The organism is Nocardia violaceofusca NBRC 14427 (assembly GCF_963869435.1).
GTDB lineage: Bacteria > Actinomycetota > Actinomycetes > Mycobacteriales > Mycobacteriaceae > Nocardia > Nocardia aobensis.
Genome location: NZ_CAWMPM010000053.1, coordinates 23,907 through 31,620, shown reverse-complemented (window position 1 = coordinate 31,620; position 7,714 = coordinate 23,907). Strand labels below are relative to the sequence as shown.

General features: G+C 68.0%; 5 protein-coding genes and 1 tRNA gene. 2 read left to right on the top strand and 4 right to left on the bottom strand.

Going from position 1 to position 7,714, the window contains the following annotated elements; translation table 11 throughout:
• The 4 genes from ettA to AC5592_RS33415 all read right to left on the bottom strand — a co-directional run.
• On the bottom strand, positions 1-1,545 hold a 1,545-nt coding region (gene ettA, locus AC5592_RS33430; RefSeq protein WP_063066494.1), incomplete at its 3' end, for an energy-dependent translational throttle protein EttA.
• Between the two features lie 75 nt (positions 1,546-1,620).
• Positions 1,621-2,130: a single-stranded DNA-binding protein gene (locus AC5592_RS33425; protein ID WP_083870650.1), complete on the bottom strand. Its 510-nt coding sequence runs from the start codon at positions 2,128-2,130 to the stop codon at positions 1,621-1,623.
• Between the two features lie 161 nt (positions 2,131-2,291).
• Positions 2,292-3,242, bottom strand: a complete 951-nt coding sequence (locus AC5592_RS33420; protein ID WP_063920445.1) for a threonine/serine dehydratase — start codon at positions 3,240-3,242, stop codon at positions 2,292-2,294.
• A complete protein-coding gene (locus AC5592_RS33415; protein WP_063066490.1) occupies positions 3,239-5,275 on the bottom strand; it encodes a bifunctional copper resistance protein CopD/cytochrome c oxidase assembly protein in 2,037 nt (678 codons plus the stop codon). Before AC5592_RS33415 ends, AC5592_RS33420 begins: the two co-directional genes overlap by 4 nt.
• Before the next feature lie 181 nt (positions 5,276-5,456).
• Between AC5592_RS33415 and AC5592_RS33410 the strand changes: the two genes are divergently transcribed.
• Together AC5592_RS33410 and AC5592_RS33405 are read left to right on the top strand one after the other, a co-directional pair.
• Positions 5,457-5,530: transfer RNA gene (locus AC5592_RS33410), tRNA-Arg, on the top strand.
• A 316-nt stretch (positions 5,531-5,846) separates the two neighbouring features.
• The gene (locus AC5592_RS33405) at positions 5,847-7,670 is read left to right on the top strand and encodes a glycoside hydrolase family 15 protein (protein ID WP_063066489.1); all 1,824 of its coding nucleotides are present in this window, start codon (positions 5,847-5,849) and stop codon (positions 7,668-7,670) included.
• Positions 7,671-7,714 lie beyond the last annotated feature (44 nt).

Below are 7,714 nucleotides of genomic sequence, written 5' to 3'. Positions count from 1 at the left end.
GTCGCCTTCCCACGCCAGGATGTGGGTGCAGGTGCGGTCGAGGAACCACCGGTCGTGGGAGATGACCACGGCGCAGCCGGGGAAGTTCTCCAGCGCGTTCTCCAGCGAGCCGAGGGTTTCCACATCGAGGTCGTTGGTGGGCTCGTCGAGCAGGATCAGGTTGCCGCCCTGCTTGAGGGTCAGCGCCAGGTTCAAGCGGTTGCGCTCACCACCGGACAGCACACCGGCCGGCTTCTGCTGGTCGGGGCCCTTGAAACCGAAGGCGGAAACGTATGCGCGCGACGGCATTTCCTGATTGCCGACCTCGATGTAATCGAGTCCGTCGGACACCACCTGCCAGACCGTCTTCTTCGGATCGATACCCGCGCGATTCTGGTCGACGTAGCTCAGCTTCACGGTGTCGCCGACCTTGACCTCGCCGCTGTCGGGCTGCTCGAGTCCGACGATGGTCTTGAACAACGTCGACTTACCGACACCGTTCGGGCCGATCACGCCGACGATGCCGTTGCGCGGCAGGGTGAAGGACAGATCCTTGATCAGCTGCCGGTCGCCGAAGCCCTTGTCCAGATGCTCGACCTCGACGACCACGTTGCCCAGGCGCGGACCGTGCGGAATCTGGATCTCCTCGAAGTCCAGCTTGCGCATCTTTTCCGCTTCGGCGGCCATCTCCTCGTAGCGACCGAGACGGGCCTTGTTCTTGGCCTGGCGGGCCTTGGCGCCCGAACGCACCCAGGCCAGCTCCTCCTTGAGCCGCTTCTGCAGCTTCTGGTCCTTCTTGCCCTGCACCTCGAGCCGTTCGGCCTTCTTCTCCAGATAGGTGGAGTAGTTGCCCTCGTAGGGGTAGGCCCGGCCGCGGTCGAGCTCGAGAATCCAGCCGGCGACGTTGTCCAGGAAGTACCGGTCGTGCGTGACGGCGAGAACCGCGCCCTGGTACTGGGCCAGATGCTGTTCGAGCCAGTTGACGCTCTCGGCGTCGAGGTGGTTGGTGGGCTCGTCGAGCAGCAGCAGGTCCGGCTTGCTCAGCAACAGCTTGCACAGCGCCACCCGGCGGCGCTCACCACCGGAGAGGTTGCCGACCGGCTCGTCCGGCGGCGGGCAGCGCAGCGCGTCCATGGCCTGCTCGAGCTGGGAGTCGATATCCCACGCGTCGGCGTGGTCCAGGTCCTCCTGCAGCTTGCCCATTTCCTCCATGAGCTCGTCGGAGTAGTCGGTGGCCATGAGTTCGGCGATCTCGTTGAAGCGGTCCAGCTTCACCTTGATCTCGCCGAGGCCCTCCTCCACGTTGCCGCGGACGGTCTTCTCCTCGTTCAGCGGCGGCTCCTGCTGCAGGATGCCGACCGTCGCTCCGGGCGCCAGGAACGCGTCACCGTTGTTGGGCTGGTCCAGTCCGGCCATGATCTTCAGCACGCTCGATTTACCGGCGCCGTTCGGACCGACGACGCCGATTTTGGCGCCCGGAAGGAAGTTCAAGGTCACATCGTCGAGGACGACCTTGTCGCCATGCGCCTTGCGAACTTTCTTCATCTGGTAAATGAACTCAGCCATGTAGGAAAGCCTATCGGTGTCGGAACCAGTGGGTCGAAACGGAGGACCGCGCGAGCGGAGCAGAGGTAACGGTAGTCATCCGGCGTCGGCGGCCGCCGCGGAGACCGGATCGACGGTAGTCGATCCCGCGCCCGCCGCGGGGCCGGACTCGCCCGGCGGCGCCTCGGGCACCGCGTCGTCCCCTCCGGGGACAACGTGTAGGTCCGGGCCGGAGTTCCGCGTGCCGCCCCGCCGCATCACCGGAGCCGTGCAACGGCCCAGGTCGGGACCCAGCGCGGCGGCTCGCATCTCGAGATCGTGGCGTTGCACACCCTCCCTGGTCCGGTACTCGTTGGTGCGCAGCTGGCCGTAGGCGATGACCGGATCGCCGCGACGGATGGAGGCGTCCACCCCCTCCACCAGGCGCCGCCAGCAGGTCACCGTCAGGAACAAGGTGCCGCCGTCCACCCAGCCGCCGGTCTCGCGATCGAAGCGGCGGGCATTGCTGGCCATCCGGAAGCTGAGCACCTGCTCCCCACCGGGCAGACTCCGCCGTACCGGATGTGTGACGACGGTGCCGATGACGGCGGTATTCGCCTCGTACATGGTTGTCCCCCTTCATGTTTCGACTGTCCCCGTCCGTGGCGCCCTCGGCTGCCGTGACTCGTTCAGCGTCGCCGATTTCGCCGTTCGCCACCAGTGCCGAATGCGGATCTGTGGACAACTCACGCAGGTGTGAACAGACGCCGTTTCCGAAATTCGCGTCGCTAGAGGTTGCTCACGTCCGTATTGGCGCCGCACAGCACGATCACCGGCCGCTCGCCGGGTTCCGGGACATAGGCCCCGCTCTGCACGGCGGCCAGCGCCACCGCGCCCGCCGGCTCCACGACCAGACGGAATTCGCGCCACAGATATTCACGCGCCATCGCGATCGCATCGTCGCCCACCAGGACCGAGCCGACGCCATAGCGGATCGCGGTGTCGAGTGCGATGTCACCGATCCTGGTGGCACCCAGCGCATCCGCCGCGATGCTGTCGACCGGCACATCGACCGGGCGCCCCGCCGACAGCGCCGCGTACAGCGTCGGCGCGCCCTTGGGTTCGACGCCGATCACCCGCGACCGTGGACCGAGTGCGATGGCGATACCGGCCATCAATCCCCCGCCGCCTACCGCCATCAGCACCGGCGGCCGCCCGCGCACCTGGCGTTCGATCTCGAGTCCGACCACGCCGGCCCCGGCGACCACCGCGGGCAGATCGTAGGCGTGCAGTTGCAGCGCGTTGCGCTCCGCGGTCACCGCGTCGGCGTGGCGTTTGGATTCGGCGTAGTTCGTTCCGTGCCACAGCACTTCCGCGCCGTATCCCCACATCGCCGCGACCTTGGTGTGCGGTGCGGTTTCCGGGACGACGACGGTGCAGGGGCGCCCGCGCAGCGCACAGGCCAGCGCCGCGGCGATACCGGCGTTGCCACCCGAGGCGATCACCACCGGGCGGCCGTCGTCCGCCGACTGCAGCAACGCGTTCAGGCTGCCACGCACCTTGAACGTGCCGCCGTGTTGCAGATGTTCGAGCTTCAGAGTGACCTTGACCGGCCCCTCGGGACCGGCCACCTCGGTGTGGAACACGGGCGTGACCCGCACGTCGTTACCCAGTCGCTCGCGGGCGGCCCGGATATCGGCGCGAAAAAGGCGCGGAATCCGCGCGGGCGCCTCGGTCACGGTTTCACCTCGCGGTCGCGTTTCGCCAGTTCGGCGAACATGGCGTTGTGCGCGGCGAGGGCGGCGTCGTGATCGCGCTCGGCGGCCCGGTCGAAGCGTTTGGCGGTGCGGTTGTCGCTGCGCGACCACTGCACCAGCAGGGCTAGCATCACCAGGACCAGTGGAATCTCGCCGCTGGCCCAGGCCAGGCCGCCGCCGGTGCGCTGATCGCCGAGCAGATCGGTGTTCCAGCTCAATCCGAGTCCGCGATAGAACCACTCGCCCATCACCGTGGTCATGCTCATCAGGGCGACGCCGAAGAACGCGTGGAACGGAAGCGATCCGAACACCATGCCGACCTTCGTGAGCGGCTGCACCTGACGCGGTTTGGGGTCGATACCGAGAACGACCCAGTAGAACAGGTAGCCCGAGATCAGGAAGTGCAGATTCATCGCCAGGTGGGCGCCGTGCTCGCCGACCACCGCATCGAAGATGCCGCCCAGGTACAGCGCGTAGAAGCCGAGGATGAACAGCGCCGCAGCGACGGCCGGCTGCGTCAGGAAACGAGAGACCGGATTGTGCACCGCTGCCAGCACCCATTCCCGCGGTCCGGGCGGTGCGTCGCGACCGGCGGCGGGCAGGGCGCGCAGGGCCAGCAGCACCGGGCCGCCCAGTGCGAACAGCACCGGCGCCAGCATCGACAGCAGCATGTGCTGGGCCATGTGCACGCTGAACATGGCCGGGGCGTAGCGGCCCACACCGGAACTGGTGGCGATCAGCAGGACCGCACATCCGCACAGCCACGCCACGGTCCGGCCGATCGGCCAGGCGTCGCCGCGTGCGCGCAGTCGCCGCACACCCACCAGATACAGCACCGCCAGCACAATGGCGAGCGTGCCGAACATGATGTCGAACCGCCAGTCGAACAGGATGCGGGTGGCGGTCGGCGGCCCGGCGAGGTTGTACCCGAGTTCGACCTCCGCGGGCGAGGGCACCCGTTTCAGATCCGGCGGCGGAGTGCGGCCCAGCCCGACGGCCAGGCCGATCGTGGCCGCGAAGATCAGCACCTCGACGCCGGCGTAACTGATCAGGGCCGAGCGGTCGCGGGGATTGTCGGCCAGCGCCGGAAGGGCGCGGCGACGCTGCAGGAATCCGGCGACACCGAGCAGGCAGAGTGCGACCGTCTTCGCGATCACCAGCCGGCCGTAGGTGGTGGTGACCATTTCGTCCCACGGCACCCGCACCCAGGCATTGAGCACGCCCGAGACCGCGACGACCGCGAATGCACAGGTCGCCACCGAGGAGAAGCGCCGCGCGGCGAGGCCGGTGTATTTTCCGCCGCGCATGGCGTACGCGAGTACCGCGAACAGGCCGCCGACCCACACCGCCATGCCGACCAGATGCAGAATCAGGCTGTTCGTCGCGACGTCGTGGGCGCCACCCGACGACGAATGTCCGGTCAGCGCAACCGGAATCAGACACAGCAGCGACCAGGCGAACAACACGGGCGTCCAGCCCCAGCGCAACGCCAGCCGGCAGCCGATGGCGAGCAGAATCGCCATGATCGCCGTGGCGCGCCAGGATCCCGCGACGTCGACCTTGCCGATGGCATGCCAGACCTGATCGGGTCGTAAAACCGAGCGCACGGGCTGGCCGGTGGTGTCCGAGAGCGTCAACGGCACCAGCAGCGCCGAGGTCACCGCCCAGGCCAGCGCCGCGATCCCAGCGCGACGAAGGGCCCGGTAACCGCCGACATCCAGCAGGCCGTCGCGCTGCGGCGGACACAGGAACGCCGCGAAGAGCAGCGATCCGACCGCGATCGCGGCCGAGAAATCGGCCAGCGCCCGCACCGCGGGCAGGCCGTAGGTGGTCAGTGGTCCGGGGTCGGGAATGCCGAGCAGCGTCAGCGCCTGCGCTGCGGACAGACTGACCACGATCGGCGCGACCAGGGCCGTCAGACCGACAGCGACCACCGCGAGGACCGGGAACGCCGTCGCCTCCGGCCGCACGGCCTGGGGGTCGGAATCGGCGGGCGGGTCCTGCGGTGACGACATACTATTCAGCGTAGTTGGCGGCCCACCTCACAGCCTTCCGGCCCCGAATCGGCCCGCTCGCTGTGACGAGGCCGACAGTCGCACACGGCGTTGTCGACGACCAGCACGGATCTGGACGCTCGCTATAATCAACTCGCTGGACACGCTGCCTCAAACCGGGCATGGTGTTTGGTGCTGCCATGCCTCCGTAGCTCAGTTGGATAGAGCAAGGGCCTTCTAATCCCTAGGTCGCAGGTTCGATTCCTGCCGGGGGCGCTGTGTCGGTCCGACCTGCGCACATTTCGGGTTGGGCTGTGGTTACCCAATCGGTTCAACGCTCAAACACACAGAAATTTCGTGTCCGATTCGGCACACGGGCCGCACCGAGCAGCTCGCCGCTCGGGGCCGTCGACACCCGATTCCGATCCCCGCCATCGCCTGCGACTACCTGCGAGCTTGCGTTAGCCAGTTGGTCGACCGCTAGGGCATTTCGGCCAAATATCGGCCGCTCAGTTCTGCTTTCCGAGCGGATGCCAGCTGATAGCCTTCCCTCTAGTTGTCGCCAAGCGTTCCATTCGTGGAAGGGGATGGCGTGCACGATCCCGATCCACCGTTCCGGCCGATCCGCCGGAGCGACGGATATCTCCCGCTGGAGGACTACGGTCTGATCGGAGACGGTACGACGGCCGCGCTGGTCGGGATGGACGGTTCGATCCCGTGGCTGTGCCTGCCGCGCTTCGATGCCCAACCGCTGTTCTGCGGGTTGCTCGACCATGCTCGCGGTGGCCATTTCACCGTCGCGCCGACCGATCCGCTGGAAGGCCGCCAGCGCTATCAGCTGGATACCGGCGTGCTGGAGACCGAATTGCGCAGCGCCACCGGTGTTCTCCGAGTGACCGATGCCATGGTGGTACGGCCCGGCTCGGACCTCGGCGACGACGCGCCCGCCGATCGCTCGGAACTGGTTCGCTCCGCGATCGTCGTGAGCGGGCACGTGCGGGTGTCGGTGGAGATCGCCCCACAGGGCGGTGCGCAGTTGCGGCCGGTGCTCAGCGGCCTGGAGATCCGGGTCGCCTCACAGCCGAACCTGCGGCTGCATCTGCGCGCCGACCGGCCGCTGGACGGCGTGCACACCACCGTCGACCTGGCGCAGGGCGAGCGGCTGGAGCTGGTGCTGTCCTGGGGACGCTTCCACCGCCACCATCGCTTCGACGCGGCGGCGATGCTGCGCCACACGGCCGACGCATGGCGCTCCTGGATGCGGACGTGCACCTATGACGGTCCCGAACAGGCACTGGTCCGGCGCTCCGCGATCACCCTCAAACTCTGCGATCACTGGGTGAGCGGATCCGTCGTCGCGGCGCCCACGTCGTCGCTGCCGGCTCCGATCGGCGGTGTCCGCAACTGGGACTACCGCTACGTGTGGATCCGCGACGCGTCGTATGCCGTCTACGCCCTGCGCCGCATCGGTTTCCGGAACGAGGCCGACGCCTTCCTGGGCTGGGTGCTCGACGCGTTCGAGCGCAGCGGCCAGCCGCGCATCATGTACGACATCGACGGTGATCCGGTTCCCGACGAATTGGTGGACACCGGCCTGGAAGGCTACCGCGCGAGCAGCCCGGTGCGCTGGGGCAACGGCGCCACCGATCAGCGCCAGCACGACGTCTACGGCGAAATCCTCGACTGCGCCGACCAATGGCTACGCACGGGCGGTGAGCTGCAGCCGGTGCTGTGGTCGAACCTGTCCGATCTGGCCGAGGCGGCGGGGCGATCCTGGCAGGAGCCGGATCAGGGAATCTGGGAAGTACGCAGCGCGGGGCGGGTTTTCACCTATTCCGCGGCGCTGTGCCAGGTGGCACTGCAGCGCGCCGCGTCGATCGGGGAACGATTCGACCTGCCCGGTCCCATCGCGATGTGGCGCAGCACCGCGAACGAGATCCGCGAGGCGATCCTGAAGAACTCGTGGGACGAGCGGGCCCGGACACTGAGCGCCCATCTCGACGGGGGCGGCGAACTGGATGCGAGCCTGCTGGCGCTGCCGCTGCGCCGCGTCGTTCCCGCCGATCACCCACGCATGACCGCGACGACCGCGGCGGTGGCGGACCGGCTGGGTGCCGGCGGCGGCCTGCTGTATCGATACCTGCACGAGGAATCACCGGACGGCCTGCCCGGCGACGAGGGCGCGTTCGTGCTGTGCAGTTTCTGGCTGGTCGACAACCTCACCGCCCAGGGCCGGCTCGAGGACGCCGAGCGGCTCTACGGTTCCCTGTGCGCCCGCGCGAGCACCGTGGGCCTGCTCGCCGAGCAGATCGACCCGTCGACCGGCGCGTTCATCGGCAATTTCCCGCAGGCGTTCAGTCATATCGGCATCATTTCCAGTGGGGTGAAGCTCGCGCGAGCGAAGGCGGGTGCCTGATCACGCGTCTGGTCGTCCGACGTCCCCCTCGAACGCCTGCGGCC